Origin of the sequence: Peribacillus sp. NJ4, assembly GCF_030348345.1 — a bacterium.
Taxonomy (GTDB): domain Bacteria; phylum Bacillota; class Bacilli; order Bacillales; family DSM-1321; genus Peribacillus.
In genome coordinates, this window is sequence record NZ_JAUCFQ010000001.1 from 1739780 (window position 1) to 1758306 (window position 18527).

The following is an 18527-nucleotide window of genomic DNA, read 5'->3' on the forward strand; positions in this document are numbered from 1 at the left end:
ATGGATATGGTTATGCTTTTTTTGGGAAAAAGTATGGGAAGCTGTGTCTTTTTTCTCTAGAAGCAAAGGGTATGCAGTTATCATATGAACTTTTTTAAAACTTCAGGAACAGGCGTATTATAGAAAGGGGCCTACTACATAATGGTAAAAAGAGGCAGGATCGTTGCATTTTTTCTAATTGCACTTTTGATTTTCGCAGCGATGGGATCGACTTCAAAAGGAATCCTAAAGGATATCAAGCTGGGTCTTGATCTTCAAGGCGGTTTTGAAGTGTTATATGAAGTAAAACCGCTGTCTGGGGAAAAGATCACCCCGGATGTTTTACGGGCTACAGTAAGCTCGCTTGAGCGGCGTGTCAATGTTTTGGGCGTTAGCGAACCTAACATTCAAATCGAAGGGAAAGACCGGATCCGCGTTCAATTGGCTGGAGTCAAAGACCAAAACAACGCTCGGGAAATCCTTTCGACACAAGCTAAATTATCCTTCCGTGATTATAACGATAAGGAAATGATGACAGGTGCTGACCTGAAAGAAGGCGGCGCGAAACAAACGTTCCAAGATAATAAACCGGTTGTCGAAGTCACATTGAAAGATGTGAATAAATTTAAGGATATCACCCAAAAAATTTCCTCGATGGAAAGTCCGACTAATGTCCTTGCAATCTGGTTGGATTTCGAAGAAGGAAAAGATTCCATTAAGGATACAGCTTCACAAGACAATATGATTTCAGCTCCAGCTGTCAGTGAAGTTTTCAATACGAAGAAGGTATATATTACCGGTCAATTCACGGTGGAAGAAGCGAAAGAGCTTGCAGCCCTTCTGAATGCAGGTGCACTGCCAGTAGATTTAACAGAAAAGTACTCCACTTCTGTAGGTGCCCAATTTGGCGCGGGTGCGCTGAATGATACCATTTTTGCGGGAATCATCGGGATTGCACTTGTTTTTATTTTCATGCTTGTGTATTACCGCTTCCCGGGATTCATTGCAGTCGTCACTTTAAGCATATACATTTTCTTGACGCTATTAGTGTTTGATTGGATGAATGCAGTCCTTACGCTGCCTGGTATTGCGGCATTGGTACTCGGGGTCGGGATGGCTGTCGATGCCAACATCATAACCTACGAGCGAATCAGGGATGAGCTGAAACTTGGCCGTTCAGTTAAAGCAGCTTATAAAGAAGGTACGAAAAATTCACTTGCTACGATCACGGATGCGAACTTAACGACCTTGCTGGCTGCGGCCGTTCTGTTCTATTATGGAACAAGCTCGGTTAAAGGGTTTGCAACAACTTTGATCATTTCGATTTTAATGAGTTTCATTACAGCCGTCTATGGTACACGTCTTTTCATGAGCCTGTGGGTGAATAGCGGGTTCCTGGACAAACGTACATCATGGTTTGGCGTGAAGAAGAAATACATTCACGATTTATCCGAGAAAATTGAATTAATGTCATTGCCAACGCGCTTTGATAAAATCGATTTCGTCAAACATCGGAAAGTTTTTTATGGCATTTCAATCGGTGTCACGATTATCGGGATCATTTTCCTGCTCGTCTTCAGATTGAATCTAGGGATTGATTTCACGAGCGGTACCAGAATTGAGATTGCGTCCAAAGATGTCTTGACGACTCAGCAAGTCAAAACCGAAATGAGCAAGGTCGGTATTGATAAGGATGACATCAAGGATGTCAGGCTCGCTGGAAAAGAAAATAAAAATGCTGTCGTTCGGACAGTCGGTGTCCTTGATAAACAGGAAATCGCTGAATTGAAGGACCATTTCAAGGAAGATTATGGAGCAGAACCGAATGTCAGCACCGTTTCGCCGACAGTCGGGAAAGAACTTGCGAAAAATGCCATGTTTGCGTTAGCGATTGCATCAATAGGAATCATATTGTATGTATCGATACGATTTGAATGGCGAATGGCTGTACCGGCCGTCGTAGCGCTAATACATGACGCATTCTTCATCATAACGGTTTTCAGCTTACTTCGGCTTGAAGTGGATATCACCTTCATTGCTGCGGTTCTGACGATCGTCGGTTATTCGATCAATGATACGATCGTAACCTTTGATCGCATTCGTGAAAACTTACGCTTCAGTCGTAAAGTCAAAACCGTCGAAGAGCTTGAGAACATTGTAAACATCAGTATCAGGCAAACTTTGACGAGATCCATTAACACAGTATTGACCGTTCTCATTACGGTTATCGCGTTGGCGATTTTCGGCAGTGAAGCTATCCGAAACTTCTCCATTGCACTGTTTATCGGTTTAATATGCGGCGTGTATTCATCACTATTGATCGCTTCCCAATTCTGGCTTGATTTGAAAATCAGGGAATTGAAGAAGAAAGGTCCGCTGAATACCGCAAAAGAGAAGAAACAAAGTCTTGAAGGACAAGTTTAATAGGTGAGAGGGGGCTGGCATGATGCCAGCCTTCTTTTTGTGAGACTAACTTGCTGAATAGGGAATTACAGCCATTTTTGAGTTTAAAATAAATTGAAACCGTTATTGCCGTTTTGTATAATGAGTAAGTTGAGGGGTGAATTAATGTTAAAGCCAAAAACTCGGTGGAACCTGCGAACTGCCGATGAAAACAAAGTTGCTGCACTAGCTGAAGAGCTCCATATCACACCTTTGGTTGCAGCGTTGCTTGTGAATCGAGGCCTGGATACGATTGAAAGTGCCCGATCATTTTTATTTGTAAAAAATCAAACTTTTCATGATCCATTTTTATTGAAAGATATGGATAAAGCAGTATATAGAATAAGAGAAGCCATTCAAAATGGAGAAAAAATACGTATATTCGGTGATTATGACGCGGATGGCGTGACATCGACCACAGTGATGATGACGGCACTAACGAGATTGGGGGCCGATGTGGATTTTTATATCCCGAATCGGTTTACCGAGGGGTATGGACCGAATCCAATGGCGTTCCGCCTTGCAGCTGAGCAAGGGGTGAAGGTATTGATAACCGTCGATACAGGAATTTCTGCAATCGATGAAGCGAAGCTTGCCGGAGAGCTTGGAATGGATTATATTTTGACCGACCACCATGAACCGGGACCGGAATTGCCTGAAGCATTGGCAATCATCCATCCTAAACTAGAGGGCAGTTCCTATCCATTTAAAGACCTTGCGGGAGTAGGGGTCGCCTTTAAGCTGGCACACGCCTTGCTTGGAGAATTGCCTGAAGATTTGCTTGAAATAGCGGCAATTGGCACCATAGCGGATTTAGTGCCTTTACAAGGGGAGAACCGCGTCATTGCTGCAAAAGGCATCGAGCAGTTACGTTTGACCCGCCGTCCGGGACTTGTTGCATTAATGAAAGTGGCGAATGTTCAGCAGGAAGCATTGAATGAAGAATCGATCGGCTTTGCGATGGCACCACGGATCAATGCTGTCGGACGTCTTGGAGATGCCGACCCCGCTGTGGATTTATTGATGTCTGCAAGCTTGGAAGAAGCGACGGAACTCGCCAATGAAATCAATGATATCAATAAAGAGCGGCAGGCTATGGTTGCAGAGATGGCGGAAGAAGCGATTTCTGAAGTTGAGGAAAACTTCCCGCCGGATTCGAATGGTGTGCTCATCATCGGCAGGGAAGGCTGGAACGCCGGTGTTGTGGGTATTGTGGCCTCTAAACTGGTTGAACGCTTTTACCGGCCCACGATTGTATTGAGCTATGACCGGGAAAAGGGATACGCTAAAGGTTCTGCCCGGAGTATCGCCGGTTTCGATCTTTTTGAAAGTCTGTCCACCTGCCGTGAATTACTGCCTCATTTTGGTGGCCATCCTATGGCTGCTGGAATGACATTGAAAATTGAAGATGTTCAGGAGCTTAGGGACCGCATGAACTTGATTGCGAAGGAACAACTGAATGAAGAGGACTTCACACCCATTACAAATTTGGACGGTGCTACGACTTTAGCTGAAGTTTCCGTTCAAACGATTCAGGAGATGAGCCTGCTAGCGCCATTCGGGGTTACGAATCCTAAGCCGAAGATTTTGATAGATTCCGTACAACTTTCAAGCGCCCGTAAAATTGGTGCCAACCAAAATCACTTGAAGGTCCAGCTGGAAGATGGCGAAAATCATAAACTTGATGGCGTAGGCTTCGGTCTCGGTCATTTTGTGGATGAATTAGCTCCGCACGCTGAAGTCTCGGTGATTGGAGAGCTTTCCATCAATGAGTGGAATAATATGAAAAAGCCCCAGATCTTTGTCCAGGATGTCTCTGTGAACCATTGGCAGTTATTCGATTACCGCGGCAAGGGCCAGGCAGAGAAGTGGCTTGCCGACATTCCGGCACAAAACCGAAAAATCGTCATTTTCTCGGAAGATATTTATAGCAGATATCCATTTTTACAAAACCATCCGGATCTTGTTCATATCAAGAATGAACAGGATGCAGATCAGCTCGACTGCCTCGAAGGACATGTGGTTTTTATGGACATGCCACCGTTAAGGGAATATTTGAAACGGGTCATTGCCAATAAGAATCCATCGCGTATCTACGCTCACCTTTCACATGAACAGGACCATTTCTTAAGTACGATGCCAACAAGGGACCATTTTAAATGGTTTTACGCCTTCCTTGCCAAAAAGGGTCCGCTCGATGTGAAAAGATATGGTGATGACCTTGCCAAATACCGCGGCTGGTCAAGGGATACCGTGGATTTCATTTCTAAGGTGTTTTTTGAGCTTGATTTTGTTACAATAGAGAATGGGTTAATTATGCTTACAACCAATGCGAAAAAACGCGATCTCAGTGAATCTGAATCGTATATAAGAAAGAAAGAGCAATTTGAGCTTGAACAAGAGCTAGTTTATTCTTCCTATCAGCAATTATTCGATTGGTTCAATCATTATTTAGTCCATGAGGCAACAGACCTTGAGGAGGAAACAAAGCAATGGATTTAAAGCAATATGTAACAATTGTGCAAGACTGGCCAAAACCGGGTATTGTCTTCAAAGATATTACAACATTAATGGATAACGGCGCAGCTTATAAATACGCAACAGACCAAATCGTCGAGTACGCTCGCGATAAAAATATCGATTTAGTTGTCGGACCGGAAGCACGCGGATTCATTATCGGATGTCCAGTCGCATACTCATTGGAAGTCGGCTTTGCGCCAGTGAGAAAAGAAGGAAAACTTCCACGTGAAACGATAAAAGTCGAATATGGATTAGAATATGGCAAGGATGTTTTGACAATCCATAAAGATGCCATCAAACCGGGACAGCGTATCCTGATTACGGACGATTTACTTGCTACTGGCGGAACAATCGAAGCGACGATCAAATTGGTTGAACAGCTTGGCGGAATTGTAGCCGGGATTGCATTCCTAATTGAATTGACGGACCTGGATGGTAAAGATAAATTAGACGGCTATGATGTCTTGACATTAATGAGCTTTTAATAAAGAAGAGCACTCTGACCAGGGTGCTCTTTCTGTTTTACTCGTTTTAACTGGATTTTGTCGAATTTCCAGTGAAAAAATGCATTATTCTTTATAAAATACACGTTTAACCCTTTACATCCTTGCCTTTTTTTTCGATAATAGTAATAATAAAGAGTTTTTCTGCTAATAAGTTTATTTGCACTTGTATCCGTTTAAGCGGATTTATTTTTTTTCGCAAAAATTGTCACGTTTTGCAGAATAAAGGGAAGTGCTACCAATCATACTCAATCCGGATCATACCGGTGGCAGTTAAAGTGGGGTTAAGGTGATTAAATGGCTAATGATCAAATATTGACTGCCGAGCAGGTTGTAGAACGGGCCAGCTTATATCTTCAGCCGGAAGAAGCTGAATTTATTCATAGAGCGTTTAAGTATGCAGAATATGCTCACCGAGAACAATTCCGTAAATCGGGAGAGCCGTATATTATTCATCCGATTCAAGTGGCGGGCATTCTGGCTGATCTTGAAATGGACCCTGCAACTATTGCGGCAGGTTTTTTACATGATGTTGTTGAAGATACGGAGATCACTCTGAAGGATATTGAAGAAAATTTCAGTCCTGAAGTCGCCATGCTCGTGGATGGCGTGACCAAATTAGGGAAAATCAAGTATAAATCACAGCAAGAGCAGCAGGCGGAAAACCATCGGAAAATGTTCGTGGCGATGGCCCAAGATATCCGGGTAATCTTGATAAAGCTTTCCGACAGACTACACAATATGCGGACATTGAAGCATCTGCCGCAGGAGAAGCAGAGAAGGATATCGAACGAGACGTTGGAAATCTTTGCACCGCTTGCCCATCGTCTTGGTATCAGCACGATTAAATGGGAACTTGAAGATACTGCACTAAGGTATTTGAATCCTCAGCAGTATTACCGAATCGTCAACCTGATGAAGAAAAAGCGTGCAGAACGTGAAGAGTATCTGGAAGAAGTCATTGATGAAGTGCGTAAAAACGTTGAGGAAGTCAACATTAAGGCTGACCTTTCCGGCAGACCGAAACATATATACAGCATTTATCGCAAAATGGCTTTGCAAAATAAGCAGTTCAGTGAAATTTATGATTTGCTTGCAGTTCGGATCGTCGTCAATAGCATAAAAGATTGCTATGCGGTTTTAGGGATCATCCACACATGCTGGAAGCCGATGCCTGGCCGATTTAAAGACTATATCGCGATGCCGAAGCCGAATATGTATCAATCGCTCCATACGACGGTAATCGGTCCGAAAGGCGATCCGCTCGAAGTGCAGATCCGTACTTCCGATATGCATCGCATTGCCGAGTTCGGGGTTGCCGCGCACTGGGCTTATAAAGAAGGAAAAGATGTCGGTGAACAGCCTTCATTAGAAGAAAAATTGACTTGGTTCCGGGAAATTCTTGAATTCCAGGATGACGCGACTAATGCCGAGGAATTCATGGAATCCCTTAAAATAGATCTTTTTTCTGATATGGTATTCATTTTCACACCTAAAGGCGATGTCATCGAACTCCCATCAGGTTCCAACCCAATTGATTTCGCTTACCGGATCCATTCGGAAATTGGAAACAAAACGATTGGTGCCAAAGTTAACGGGAAAATGGTACCGCTGGATTATAAACTGAAAACTGGCGACATCATTGAAATCTTAACATCGAAGCATTCATATGGTCCAAGTCAGGACTGGCTAAAACTCACGCAAACATCTCAAGCTAAAAATAAAATCCGCCAATTTTTCAAAAAGCAGCGCCGGGAAGAAAATATCGAAAAAGGCAAAGAGCTTGTTGAAAAAGAAATCAAGGATATGGAGTTCGATCTGAAGGAAATCCTGACTCCCGAGAACATCAGGCGTGTTGCAGATAAATTCAACTTCCTGAATGAAGAAGATATGTATGCAGCAGTCGGATATAACGGAATAACTGCCCTTCAGGTAGCTAACCGCCTTACCGAAAAATGGCGAAAGCAGAAAATGGTCGAGCAGGAAGCAGATATTTCAGAAGCGGTAGCCGATCTGAAAACCTTCTCCAATTCAACTAAAAAACGTGACTCAGGTGTACAGGTGCCGGGGATTGATAACCTGCTTATCCGTTTATCACGCTGTTGTAACCCAGTTCCTGGAGATGAAATCGTTGGTTATATAACCAAAGGCCGTGGAGTTTCAGTCCATAGACAAGACTGCCCGAACCTGGAAAGCGGGGATTCCGATCATCGCCTGGTACCGGTTGAATGGGAAAGTACAATTAACGAACGCAAGGAATACATCGTTGAAATTGAAATCAGCGGGTATGACCGTCGCGGCTTATTAAACGAAGTGCTGCAGGCAGTCAATGAAACCAAGACCAACATTTCAGCGGTCTCTGGTAAATCCGACAGGAATAAGGTCGCGACCATTCACATGTCGATTTACATTCATAACATTGCCCATTTACAAAAGGTCGTCGACCGTATAAAACAAATTTCAGATGTTTATTCCGTCAGAAGGATAATGAACTAAGGAGTTTTTATTACCATGCGTGTTGTTTTACAACGTTCCAAAGCGGCAAAAGTCGTTGTTGCAGACCAAGTAATCGGGCAAATCGACAGCGGACTCGTTCTACTGGTTGGTATCACCCATGGGGATACAATCGATGACGCCATATATTTGGCCGATAAGATTGTCAATCTCAGGATATTTGAAGATGAAAATGAAAAGATGAACCACTCACTATTGGATGTAGGAGGTTCCATTTTATCAGTTTCGCAATTTACCCTATATGGCGATTGCCGTAAAGGCCGTCGACCGAACTTCATGGACGCCGCCCGTCCTGAAGAGGCGAATGAATTATATGAAGCATTTAACGAGGAACTCCGCAAGAAAGGCGTCCATACGGAAACAGGTCAATTTGGTGCCATGATGGACGTTCAGCTTACTAATGATGGTCCCGTTACATTAATACTTGAAAGCAAAAAATAACCTGCTGCGGCAGGTTTTTTTGTTTGGGTAAATAAATGCCGACGAATGGAAAAGCCAGCTTCGATGGGAAGCTGGCTTGTCTTGTCTTTATTTGAAATACCGCGCCAATCCATTATAGATGGCCGATGTGATCTTTTCTTGATACTCATTCGATGTTAACGTCAATTCTTCAACCGGATTACTTAAATAACCTAGTTCAATAAGTGTAGCTACACGTTTGTTTTCACGGGTAACATGAAAATTCCCGTAACGTGATCCGCGGTTGGGCACCTGCATGGTGGAACCGAGTGAATTGGCCAGTGTAGTGGCCAATGAACGTTGGTAGTCATGATAGTAGTATGTAGTTATCCCGCTGGTGATCTGGTCCTTGGTGCTATCATAATGGAGGCTGATGAAAGCATCCGCGTTATGGATATGTGAAGTGCCGACCCGGGAAGGAAGTGGAACATAGGTATTGCCGCTTCTGGTCAGGATAACTTTTGCTCCTGCCGCCTGAAGTTTGTCCCGCAGCAACTCAGCCGTCCGGATCGTCAGGTTTTTCTCAAGAGTGCCACCGACCCCTACTGTACCACTATCCCTGCCGCCATGGCCGGGATCGATAACGATGGTTTTATCCTTTAAATATTTTTCAACGCCTGGTCGCTGGATCTGTTCGGAATTCCCTTCGATCGTCACGATCCATCCAGCCACATAAGCGGTTTTTCCGCTCTTTAGTTTAATGGAATACCAGTCGCCTTCCTTACCTGATGCGGAGAACGTTTCACCTTCATTGACCTGCTCTACGATCTCCGAGTCGCCATCAGGCTCACTTCTAAGGATCGTTCCGTCATGAATGATGGTTATCTTATTTCCTTTTACATCAATCTTCTTTTCCTTAGTCGTTTGTTCAACATTCTCTTTTTCCAAGTACCAACTCACTACCCAGCCCTTTTTTGTACCGGAAAGCTGGATCTGCGTCATTTTCCCCTTTGTTTGCAAGATGGCATATGTCTCATCCTTGTTCACCGAACCGATGACCTTGCTGCTCAGAGAGGCATCTTTCCGGACATTTAAACCTTCAGCGGTCACCCTTGCAGTCGCGCCTGCCATATTAATTTTCGTATCATCTTCATCTTCGCTTATTTGTATGTAAGGTTCAGCTACCCAACCCCGGACTCCTTGGAAATCAATTTCAGCCCATTCATTTTCAACCCTGTAAACGGTCACTGCCGTATTTTTATTCAGCTTTCCGAGCACGGCACTGCTTTTCGATGGTTCCGAACGGACATTGAGCCGGTCCACCAAAGTGACTCCGGTTTTTACGGATTGATTCGTTTCTTTTTCCTTAGTAGAATCTTTCTTCGCTGCATTCCCAGATGAGGCGGGAAGCTTAAGGTAGTCAGAAGAGACCCAACCTTCGATATTCGCCGTTTTGACCTTTATCCAATTTTCATTCTTTTCGATAATGTCAACAGCTGTTCCTTTACTCAAGGAACCAACCGTTTGAAATGTAGTTCCGGGACCTGTACGGACGCGGACGGAGCTACCGGATATCATACCTTGTCCGGATTCCTTTTTGACCTGATTGGTATCCGACTCCGATTTTCTCTCCACTAACCAATTGGCGACCCATCCTGTTTTGCCGACGCCAATCCGGATTTCAATCCAGTCGCCATCTTCTTTCAGTATTGGATACGATTCCCCTTTTGCCAGTTTTTTTACGATAGGGAAACTGAGACCTGCACCTTCACGGACATTGACCACTTTGGACGTCACGATAATTTCCCCTTCTTCTTTTCCAAAAGCATGATTGACGGGGAACATTGCTGAGATCGTCAGCATCAGGATCAGGCAGAATAAACCCGATTTCTTCTTCATAAGTTGTCTCTCCCTTTTAATGTCTATATGTATGTATTCTCGTTCAATAAAAATTTCCCTCTTTCCCAGTGCAAAAAACATTTTTTTTTGGAAAGAATAAAGCTTATATAACTCGAGGAGGGAACCTACATGAAATTCAGCGAAAAAGATCAAACGAGCTTAAGCGGAGGCAATCAAGTATTAGGTGTCGATTTTCACGATTTCATCCAGAAGGAACAAAGCGCAAACCTTGTTGAATTGGCATCCGAATTCGGAGTCAATGTCCGGACGGTCAAAAATTTGAAAAAACATTTGAACCAATAAAATGCGACAAAATCCTCAGCCTACCTTGACATTTGATGTTAACGTCCGTATGATTATAAAATATCAGACTTATTACTGCAATAACCAATGATGGAGAAGAGTAATTAAGAAACACATGAAAAGAGAGGAAATGCCGAGGCTGAAAGCATTCCACATGATGACTTAATGAAAGAACCCTCCGTAGGCTTCACTCCGAACGGTTTTACTTAATAGGAGATGGACGTAAAACAGGCGTTAACTGTTTTTGAGCGGGGGCACTTATTTTTTGTGCTTCAACTAGGGTGGCACCACGGGATATCCAAACTCTCGTCCCTTGTAACGGATAAGTTACAAGGGGCGGGAGTTTTTTGTTTGGAAAAAATCAGTATAGCGCTGGATAAAGGGCGTTTTGCTTTAAAGGAGGAAACATATATGTCTATTCAGATTCCTAGAGGTACCCAGGATTTATTGCCTGGCCAAACGGAAATTTGGCAGTATATCGAAAAGACAGCGCGTGATATTTGTCACCGTTATCAATATAAAGAAATCCGCACACCGATTTTTGAACACACCGAATTATTTTTACGTGGTGTAGGTGATACAACCGATATCGTACAAAAAGAGATGTATTCATTTCAAGATCGCGGTGAAAGGAATTTAACCCTTCGTCCGGAAGGCACCGCATCAGTTGTTCGGTCATATATCGAGAACAAAATGTTCGGGTGGGCCAATCAACCGGTCAAGCTTTATTATATCGGCCCGATGTTCCGTTACGAACGTCCACAAGCAGGCCGCTTCCGCCAGTTCGTTCAATTCGGCATCGAAGCTTTAGGTAGTAAGGATCCCGGAATCGATGCAGAGGTTCTTTCACTTGCGATGAACCTATACAAAGAACTTGGATTGAAAAAGCTGAAACTTGTGATCAACAGCCTTGGTGATAAGGAAAGCCGGACAGCGCATCGCAATGCTTTAATCAAACATTTCGAACTTCGGATTGGAGAGTTTTGCGGCGATTGTCAGAACCGCCTGGAAAAAAACCCATTGCGTATCCTGGATTGCAAAAAAGATCACGATCATGAATTGATGAACACCGCGCCATCCATCATTGAATATTTAAATGATGAATCCCGTATTTATTTCGAAAAAGTGAAACAGCATCTTACGGATTTGGAAATAGAATTCGTCGAAGATCCTACACTTGTGCGGGGCTTGGATTACTATAATCATACCGCTTTTGAAATCATGAGTGATGCAGAAGGCTTTGGTGCCATTACTACACTTTGCGGAGGCGGCAGATATAACGGGCTGTCTGAAGAACTTGGCGGACCGGAAACACCTGGTATCGGCTTTGCTCTTAGCATTGAACGCCTGATTGCAGCATTACAAGCAGAGAACATCGAGCTTCCGATCAAAAAGGGAATTGACTGCTATCTTGTTTCATTAGGTGAAACAGCCAAGGATTATAATGTCAAACTTGCCCATCAATTGCGGAAGGCCGGTTTTACTGTCGAAAAAGACTATCAAGACCGTAAAGTGAAAGCTCAATTCAAATCAGCCGACCGCCTGGAAGCGAGATATGTGGCGACACTCGGGGAAGATGAATTGGCAAATAATAAAATCAATGTAAAGTTCATGGAAACTGGTGAACAAGTCCAAATGGACCTTGCCACATTCGTTGAACAATTCAAAAAGCTACAGGCTTAAGGGGGAAATACCATGTTTGGCAGAACATACTTCAATGGTGAAGTGACAGAAGCAGCTATTGGTGAAAAAGTAACATTAAAAGGATGGGTACAAAAACGTCGGGATTTGGGCGGGGTAATCTTCATCGACCTGCGTGACAGAAGCGGAATCGTCCAAGTCGTTTTCAATCCGGACATTTCGGCAGACGCATTGGCCACAGCTGAAAAGATCCGTAATGAATACGTCCTTGATATCCAAGGGATAGTCATCAAACGTGATGAAGCCAACTTCAACCCGAATGTAACAACAGGTACCATCGAAGTTCAAGCAGAAAACGTTACAATTTTAAACGAGGCTAAAACCCCTCCATTCATCATTGATGAAAGAACGGATGTTTCAGAAGATATCCGTTTGAAATACCGTTATTTGGACTTGCGTCGTCCGGCGATGTTCGAAACGTTGAAAATGCGTAACCAAACAACAAAAGCAATCCGTGATTACTTGGACGGTGAAGGCTTCCTTGATATCGAAACACCTATCTTAACGAAAAGTACACCTGAAGGAGCACGAGATTATTTAGTGCCTAGCCGTGTACACGAAGGTGAGTTCTATGCACTTCCGCAATCACCGCAAATCTTCAAGCAGCTATTGATGGTATCCGGTTTCGAACGTTATTATCAAATTGCCCGCTGTTTCCGTGATGAAGATTTACGTGCTGACAGACAGCCTGAATTCACGCAAATCGATATTGAAACAAGCTTCATGAGCCAAGAAGATATCATTAACACCGCAGAAAACATGATGGCTAAAGTGATGAAGGATGTTAAAGGACTTGACGTAACACTGCCATTCCCTAGAATGACATACAATGAAGCGATGAGCCGTTACGGTTCCGACAAACCGGATACGCGTTTCGGAATGGAACTTAAAGATGTTTCGGAAATCGTGAAAGACAGTGATTTCAAAGTGTTCACCGGCGCTGTTGCAAACGGCGGACAAGTTAAAGCGATCGTCGTTAAGGACGGAAATGCGGACTATTCCCGTAAAGATATTGACGGATTGGCTGAATTTGCAGCGATCTACGGTGCAAAAGGCCTTGCATGGCTGAAAGTTGAAGAAGACGGAGTAAAAGGGCCAATCGCTAAATTCTTCGCAGAAGATCAACAGCAATTAGTATCCGTATTGGAAGCTGAAGTGGGCGATCTAATCTTGTTCGTGGCGGATAAAAAAGGCATAGTCGCCGATGCACTAGGAGCACTTCGTAACAAGCTTGGTAAAGAAAGAGGCTTGATCGATCGAAGCAAATTCAACTTCCTATGGGTGACGGACTGGCCATTATTTGAATATGACGAAGAAGAAGGACGCTACTATGCAGCACACCATCCATTCACAATGCCATTCCGTGAAGACATGGACAAATTGGAATCAGACCCAGCAAGCGTCCGGGCACAAGCGTATGATCTTGTCTTGAACGGTTACGAACTTGGCGGTGGATCACTGCGGATTTTCGAACGCGACGTTCAGGAAAAAATGTTCAAAGTCCTTGGATTCTCGAAAGAAGAAGCAAACGCACAATTCGGCTTCCTAATGGATGCATTCGAATACGGAACGCCACCACACGGCGGAATCGCCCTTGGATTGGACCGTATGGTCATGCTGCTTGCAGGCCGCACGAACCTTCGCGATACCATCGCATTCCCGAAAACAGCAAGCGCAAGCGACCTACTCGTTGACGCACCGAGTGCTGTAAGTGACAAGCAATTGGCCGAACTTAACCTAAGGCTTGCTGCACTAAAAAAGTAATAAAACTGGGAAAAAATATGAAAAAATACCTAGATGCTTTCTCTTGAAACGGAGTTAAGCATTATGATATGATATCTTCAACAAGTAAGAGTCCTGATGTGTTCGTTCTTTAACCTATAAGTTTTGACCGAACACTTATAGTTACCGGGAGCACTAGTTTCCTGGCCGCGTAAATGCCTCCCTCGAAGAGGACTTACAAACGCGAGGAACCGAGCACCCACCTGCGGAGAGCGGGTTCAAAACAAAGGCGTAAACGGCACAATTGGGACTCTTACATATTACAAAGCAACTCATGTTAAATAACATGGGTTTTTTTGTGCGTTAAAATAGCGTAACTTACGAGTGAATGGCGTGGATTCACGAGTAAAAGCCGAAATTCACTAGTAAGAGGCGCAAATTCACGAGTAAAAAGCCCAAACTGACGAGTAAAAAGCGCAAACTCACGAGTAAAAGGCGCAAACTCACGAGTAAATAGCCCAAACTGACGAGTAAAAGGCCAAAACTCACGAGTAAAAGGCGCAAATTCACGAGTAAAGCCCCGAATTGACGAGTAAATAGCCCCGAATTCACGAGTAAAGCCCCGAATTGACGAGTAAATAGCCCAAACTCACGAGTACAAAGCGCAAATTGACGAGTAAATACCCCAAACTCACAAGTAAGTGGCGCAAACTCACTAGTAAATCCCCAAATTCACTAGTAAGAGGCGCAAACTCACGAGTAAGTGGCGCAAACTCACGAGTAAATAGCCCAAACTGACGAGTAAGTGGCGCAAATTGACGAGTAAAAGGCGCAAACTCACGAGTAAAAAGCCCAAACTCACGAGTAAAAAGCCCAAACTGACGAGTAAAAGCCCCGAATTCACGAGTAAAGCCCCGAATTCACGAGTAAAAAGCCCAAACTGACGAGTAAATGGCCAAAACTCACGAGTAAAAAGCCCAAACTGACGAGTAAAAGGCCAAAACTCACGAGTAAGGAACAGATTCACGAATTAAACAGAGCAAACTCAGGGTAAAATGCTGATTTTCAGTTTACCAGCAGGAAAAGAGTGCATTAACAAAGAAGCTAAAGGACAAGGAGTTGATGAATGAATGCTAAAACCGTGTGAAAAGCCATTGAAAATGCTCAAACTGGAGGCATTAAGCAGGAGGCTATCACCAAACCATCCAAAACAGGAAAAGATAAGGAACGATTTCCGTAAAATCGATACAGGTTTTAACGGGGAGCGGAGTATTGGAAATGAGTTGAAGGATCTTTCAAAAGAATATCAAGTATTGCATGACTTGAGGTTAAGCAACGATGGGAGTCGTTATTTTCAAATGGATTTCCTTATAATCACCCGGAATGTCTGTATCATCATCGAAGTGAAAAACTTTGCGGGAATGCTCTACTTTGATCGCACCTATCCTCAATTGATTAGAACAAAAGATGGTCAGGAACAAGCTTATCTGGACCCGCTAATCCAGGTTGACGTGCAAAAATCCCGATTATCGGATTGGCTCGCTTTTCATAAATTCCCCGCGCTTCCGATTGAAACGCTTATAGCCAATGCAAACTCGAATACCATCATCAGGACTACCCCAGGTTTTACCCCCATTTTCAAAAGAATCACGGGAAAAGAAACCCTAATCTCCAAAATTCACACTCTTGAAGAAAAGTATCCTTCTGAGCAATTAACTCAAAGGCAGAGAAATAGACTTTCGAACACAATGATGCTAACAAACACTCCACATAATCAGGATATACTCGAATGGTATCAAATCGATGAGCAAGATCTGCTCAAAAGCGTTCAATGTCCTAAATGCTCAACTCTCCATATGCAATATCACTGGGGCAAATGGTCATGCGGTCAATGTTCTTACGCCTCCAAAGATGCCCACATACAAACTCTTCGTGATTTCGCTCTACTTATAAAACCCAAGATTACGAATAAACAAGCACGGCTCTTTTTACAAATAGATTCAATCGATATCATGCAACGAATGCTATCTGCCCTGGGGTTGCCTTATTCAGGGCAATTTAAAAATAGAGCTTATAGTCTTGAAGGATTAATTCACGAGTAAAAGCCCCAAATTCACGAGTAAAAAGCCAAAACTCACGAGTAAAAGCCAAAACTCACGAGTAAAAGCCCCAAACTCACGAGTAAATGCCGCAAACTCACGAGTAAAAAGCCAAAATTCACGAGTAAACCCCAAAAACTCTCGAATAAACTTCAAATATCCCCATTTAAGTAACATTCCGCAATATAGATTCGTAAATTATAGTAAGGTTGGAATTATAATCAGCCAATGATAGAAAGTAGTGAGGGCTTTGAAAGATTTATTGAATGCAAAGAGGAACGAAATGCTTCAATTAGTGGAGCGGCTAGTGAATATAGATAGTGGTTCTCATACGAAAAAGGGTATTGATGAAATTGGTTCGATTTTAAAAGCGAAATTTGAAAGCCTGGATTTTATTGTGAATACCGTTGAGCAGCAGAATTATGGAAATCAGCTGGTCATCCAGCATCGTGAGGCACATCAACCGCATATTCTGGTCGTCGCCCATATGGATACGGTTTTTCCAGAAGGGACAGCGCAAAAACGTCCTTTTAGAGTGAAGGGAAATCGGGCATACGGTCCTGGTGTAGCTGATATGAAGGCTAGTTTAGTTGAGCTTTTTTATGCGGTCCTTTGCTTGAAACAGACGGGGCAGACAGGCTATAAGCATATTCAAATCATTCTCAATAGTGATGAAGAGATCGGGTCTCCGTCTTCCGCTTCACTCATATCGGAAAAAGGGGCCAATAAGAAGTTCGCGTTAATTCTAGAACCGGCAAGGATGGATGGTTCACTTGTCACGGCAAGAAGGGGATGCGGTCAATTTAAAGTGGATATAGTGGGGGTGGCAGCCCACTCAGGGATTGAACCGGAAAAGGGTCGGAGTGCAATTGAAGAATTGGCTAATAAGATCATTGCCTTACACCGATTGAATGATCAACAGAAAGGTATCAGCGTTAATGTCGGCATGATTGAAGGAGGTTCTGCTGTCAATGCCATCGCTGCCCATGCGGCTGCTTTTGTGGATGTACGGATCTCGGAAAAAAAGCAAGAAGCTATCATTCTTAAACAACTGAAAAAAATCTGCGCTGAAACTTATATTCCAGGGACGAAAACGACATTAAGCGGGAAAATGGACCGGGCTCCCATGGAAAAGAACGAGAAAACGAACTTGCTTTTAGAGACTATCTGTCAGGCCGGGGAGGAAATCGGCATAAAAATCACAGATACGGCCACGGGTGGAGGTTCGGATGCATCTATTACTTCTGTATTGGGGATAGCGACAGTAGATGGACTCGGGCCCATTGGAGGGAATGCACATAGTGAAGAGGAGTATTTGGAAATTCCCAGCCTGACAGAACGGACTCTCCTGCTGGCGAACGTCATTCAGAAATTAGCAAAAATGACCTAGTACACTAATTCCGATTAGACTGCTCATATTTCGCTTGTCATAAATGATGTTTATGATATATTGTTAATTGGGAAGCTAAATAAGAACAGAATTTATTGGAGTTGAATATATATGCTGCATCAGTTTTCACGAAATGAATTAGCAATAGGCAAGGAAGGCATCGATATCCTGAAAAACACGACCGTTGCTGTCCTGGGTGTAGGAGGCGTAGGTTCTTTTTCGGCTGAAGCATTGGCACGCACGGGGGTCGGCCGTATTATTCTTGTGGATAAAGACGATGTCGACATCACAAATGTGAACAGACAGATTCATGCACTATTATCAACAGTCGGTCAACCGAAAGCGGAATTGATGAAAAATCGCATTCAGGACATCAATCCCGACTGCGAAGTGATTTCCCTTAAAATGTTCTATACAGAAGAAACGTTTGAAGAATTCTTCAGTTATGGACTGGACTATGTCATTGATGCATCCGATACGGTCATTTATAAGATGCATGTGATGAAGGAATGCCTGAAACGGAATATCAAGGTGATTTCAAGCATGGGGGCCGCCAATAAAATGGACCCGACACGTTTTCAAATTGCCGATATCTCCAAGACGCATACCGACCCGCTTGCCAAGGTCATTCGTACTAGATTGCGTAAAGAGGGCATAACAAAGGGAATTCCCGTTGTCTTCTCCGACGAAAGTCCGATTGTCATTCGTGAGGATGTCCGAAAAGAAGTCGGCAATGATGAGGCAAAAATCCGTAAGGCCCAAATGCCGCCATCTTCGAATGCTTTCGTACCATCTGTTGCAGGCTTAATTGCAGCAAGCTGGGTGATTAATGATATTTTAAAAGATATTGAAGTACGCCGTGTAAATGATTGATAAGTTGACTGACTCTATACAGGGTCAGTTTTTTTTTGTCTAATAGGAGATATTCCCTTTTAATAACTTTTTTATCCATATCATATAGACGGGGTCGAAAGAATGAGATAAACTATTTTCAGAATATTATTTTTTATTCAAATATTCTATTTATTAAAAAGAACATACAAAACAAGGGGGTTT

The 18527-nt window shown here is 43.3% G+C and carries 15 protein-coding genes, 1 other RNA gene and 1 other annotated feature; of the genes, 12 read left to right on the forward strand and 4 right to left on the reverse strand.

Features of this window, described 5'->3' with window-relative positions:
* The first annotated feature begins 141 nt into the window (after window positions 1-141).
* The 5 genes from secDF (at window position 142) to dtd (ending at window position 8399) form a co-directional block, all read left to right on the forward strand.
* Window positions 142-2403, forward strand: a complete 2262-nt coding sequence (gene secDF, locus QUF94_RS08725) for a protein translocase subunit SecDF (protein WP_289315509.1) — start codon at window positions 142-144, stop codon at window positions 2401-2403.
* A gap of 144 nt (window positions 2404-2547) precedes the next feature.
* A complete protein-coding gene (gene recJ / locus QUF94_RS08730; protein WP_289315510.1) occupies window positions 2548-4923 on the forward strand; it encodes a single-stranded-DNA-specific exonuclease RecJ in 2376 nt (791 codons plus the stop codon).
* On the forward strand, window positions 4914-5426 hold the full coding sequence (locus QUF94_RS08735; protein WP_061464220.1) for an adenine phosphoribosyltransferase: 513 nt from the start codon (window positions 4914-4916) through the stop codon (window positions 5424-5426). Before recJ ends, QUF94_RS08735 begins: the two co-directional genes overlap by 10 nt.
* Window positions 5427-5741: 315 nt before the next feature.
* A complete protein-coding gene (locus QUF94_RS08740; protein WP_289315511.1) occupies window positions 5742-7940 on the forward strand; it encodes a RelA/SpoT family protein in 2199 nt (732 codons plus the stop codon).
* A gap of 15 nt (window positions 7941-7955) precedes the next feature.
* Entirely contained in the window at window positions 7956-8399 is a 444-nt protein-coding gene (gene dtd / locus QUF94_RS08745) for a D-aminoacyl-tRNA deacylase (protein ID WP_289315512.1), read from the forward strand.
* An 87-nt stretch (window positions 8400-8486) separates the two neighbouring features.
* On the opposite strand, the gene QUF94_RS08750 is transcribed toward dtd, so the two are convergent.
* Window positions 8487-10256: an N-acetylmuramoyl-L-alanine amidase family protein gene (locus tag QUF94_RS08750; RefSeq protein WP_289315513.1), complete on the reverse strand. Its 1770-nt coding sequence runs from the start codon at window positions 10254-10256 to the stop codon at window positions 8487-8489.
* A gap of 129 nt (window positions 10257-10385) precedes the next feature.
* Here QUF94_RS08750 and QUF94_RS08755 point away from each other — a divergent pair, with 129 nt between their 5' ends.
* The 4 genes from QUF94_RS08755 (at window position 10386) to ssrS (ending at window position 14297) form a co-directional block, all read left to right on the forward strand.
* Window positions 10386-10559 (forward strand): hypothetical protein, encoded by a 174-nt coding sequence (locus QUF94_RS08755; protein ID WP_289315514.1) that lies wholly within the window; start codon window positions 10386-10388, stop codon window positions 10557-10559.
* 78 nt (window positions 10560-10637) lie between these two features.
* Window positions 10638-10876 (forward strand) — a binding site (T-box leader).
* A 94-nt stretch (window positions 10877-10970) separates the two neighbouring features.
* Window positions 10971-12242, forward strand: coding sequence for a histidine--tRNA ligase (gene hisS / locus QUF94_RS08760; protein ID WP_289315515.1), 1272 nt, complete (start codon window positions 10971-10973; stop codon window positions 12240-12242).
* Between the two features lie 12 nt (window positions 12243-12254).
* The gene (aspS, locus tag QUF94_RS08765) at window positions 12255-14024 is read left to right on the forward strand and encodes an aspartate--tRNA ligase (protein WP_289315516.1); all 1770 of its coding nucleotides are present in this window, start codon (window positions 12255-12257) and stop codon (window positions 14022-14024) included.
* A gap of 87 nt (window positions 14025-14111) precedes the next feature.
* Window positions 14112-14297, forward strand: a non-coding RNA gene (ssrS, locus tag QUF94_RS08770) — 6S RNA.
* Window positions 14298-14381: 84 nt separating this feature from the next.
* Here ssrS and QUF94_RS08775 read toward each other — a convergent pair.
* Both QUF94_RS08775 and QUF94_RS08780 read right to left on the reverse strand, forming a co-directional pair.
* Window positions 14382-14594 carry a hypothetical protein gene (locus tag QUF94_RS08775; RefSeq protein ID WP_289315517.1) on the reverse strand — a complete coding sequence of 71 codons (213 nt, stop codon included), beginning with the start codon at window positions 14592-14594 and terminating at the stop codon, window positions 14382-14384.
* A gap of 103 nt (window positions 14595-14697) precedes the next feature.
* The gene (locus QUF94_RS08780) at window positions 14698-15009 is read right to left on the reverse strand and encodes a hypothetical protein (protein WP_289315518.1); all 312 of its coding nucleotides are present in this window, start codon (window positions 15007-15009) and stop codon (window positions 14698-14700) included.
* 103 nt (window positions 15010-15112) lie between these two features.
* Between QUF94_RS08780 and QUF94_RS08785 the strand changes: the two genes are divergently transcribed.
* Window positions 15113-16084, forward strand: a complete 972-nt coding sequence (locus QUF94_RS08785) for an NERD domain-containing protein (protein ID WP_289315519.1) — start codon at window positions 15113-15115, stop codon at window positions 16082-16084.
* On the opposite strand, the gene QUF94_RS08790 is transcribed toward QUF94_RS08785, so the two are convergent.
* Window positions 16070-16258, reverse strand: coding sequence for a hypothetical protein (locus QUF94_RS08790; RefSeq protein WP_289315520.1), 189 nt, complete (start codon window positions 16256-16258; stop codon window positions 16070-16072). The genes QUF94_RS08785 and QUF94_RS08790 overlap by 15 nt on opposite strands.
* Window positions 16259-16364: 106 nt before the next feature.
* Between QUF94_RS08790 and QUF94_RS08795 the strand changes: the two genes are divergently transcribed.
* Together QUF94_RS08795 and QUF94_RS08800 are read left to right on the forward strand one after the other, a co-directional pair.
* Window positions 16365-17471 (forward strand): M20 family metallopeptidase, encoded by a 1107-nt coding sequence (locus QUF94_RS08795; RefSeq protein ID WP_289315521.1) that lies wholly within the window; start codon window positions 16365-16367, stop codon window positions 17469-17471.
* A gap of 111 nt (window positions 17472-17582) precedes the next feature.
* The gene (locus QUF94_RS08800; RefSeq protein WP_230155021.1) at window positions 17583-18344 is read left to right on the forward strand and encodes a tRNA threonylcarbamoyladenosine dehydratase; all 762 of its coding nucleotides are present in this window, start codon (window positions 17583-17585) and stop codon (window positions 18342-18344) included.
* Window positions 18345-18527: the final 183 nt, after the last annotated feature.